The sequence below is a fragment of the Micromonospora sp. DT178 genome, assembly GCF_049841695.1.
Classification (GTDB): domain Bacteria; phylum Actinomycetota; class Actinomycetes; order Mycobacteriales; family Micromonosporaceae; genus Micromonospora.
The window spans coordinates 1-949 of sequence record NZ_JBNCKV010000042.1 but is presented as its reverse complement, the minus strand read 5'-3'; the positions used below and the strand labels follow the sequence as shown (position 1 = coordinate 949).

2 protein-coding genes are annotated in these 949 nt (G+C 66.5%); both read right to left on the bottom strand.

Annotation, left to right across the window (positions count from 1 at the left end):
• Positions 1–467 (bottom strand): beta-ketoacyl synthase N-terminal-like domain-containing protein (locus ACLQ22_RS31855; protein ID WP_425695575.1); only part of this gene is annotated, 467 nt, incomplete at its 3' end.
• Positions 464–949: phosphopantetheine-binding protein (locus ACLQ22_RS31850; RefSeq protein ID WP_425695574.1), on the bottom strand; the 486-nt coding region annotated here is incomplete at its 5' end. The genes ACLQ22_RS31855 and ACLQ22_RS31850, both read right to left, overlap by 4 nt.

The window sequence follows — 949 nt, the reverse complement described above, 5'->3', positions numbered from 1 at the left end:
GTGCCCACATACACGCCGGTGTCCGACCCGCGTAGCCCCGACGGGTCGATCCCGGCCCGCTCCAACGCCTCCCAGGAGACCTCCAACAACAGCCGCTGCTGCGGATCCATCGCCACAGCCTCCCGCGGGCTGATCCCGAAGAACGCCGCGTCGAACAACGCCGCATCCGCCAGGAACCCACCCTCGCGGACATAACTGGTCCCCGACCGCGCCGAATCCGGGTCATACAACGACCCGACATCCCAACCCCGATCCATCGGCCATGGCCCGATGGCGTCGCCACCCGAGGCAATGAGATCCCAGAACTGTTCCGGGGTATCTATGCCGGCCGAGAACCGGCAGGCCATCGAGACCACGGCGATGGGCTCAGTCCCCCGATCCTGAAGCTCATGCAGGCGTCGCCGGGTCTCCAGCAGGTTGTCCGTGGCCTGTCGCAGATATGTCCGCAGCTTCTCATCGTTGCTCACGCCGTTCGCCCTCCCTCGGAGCTTACGATCTTGTCGAGAACGTCGAACAGCTCGTCATCGGAGGCCGCATAGGTGTCGATCACCGGGATTGCCCCGTGGCCGCCCGTCTGGACCTCGAGCCTGCGCACCAGCTCACGCAGGCGGTCCGCCAGCTTCGTTGGATCTCTGCCATCTCCCGGGGCCAACGTGCGTATAGCCTGCTCGATCCGGTCCAAGTCGGACTCCAGAGCATTTGCGGGCGTCTTCTCCTCTGGCACAACTCGCGTCCACAGTTCGCGGCCGAGTTCGGCGGGGGTGGGGTAGTCGAAGATCAGCGTGGCCGGCAGCGACAGCCCGGTCGCGGTAGCCAGCCGGTTACGCAGCTCCACCGCGGTCAACGAGTCGAAGCCGAGCTCGCGAAACGCACTGTCCGGATCGATCGTCGCTGGGCCGGCATGGCCGAGCACGACCGCGGCCTGAGCCCGCACCAGCTCCAGGACTGT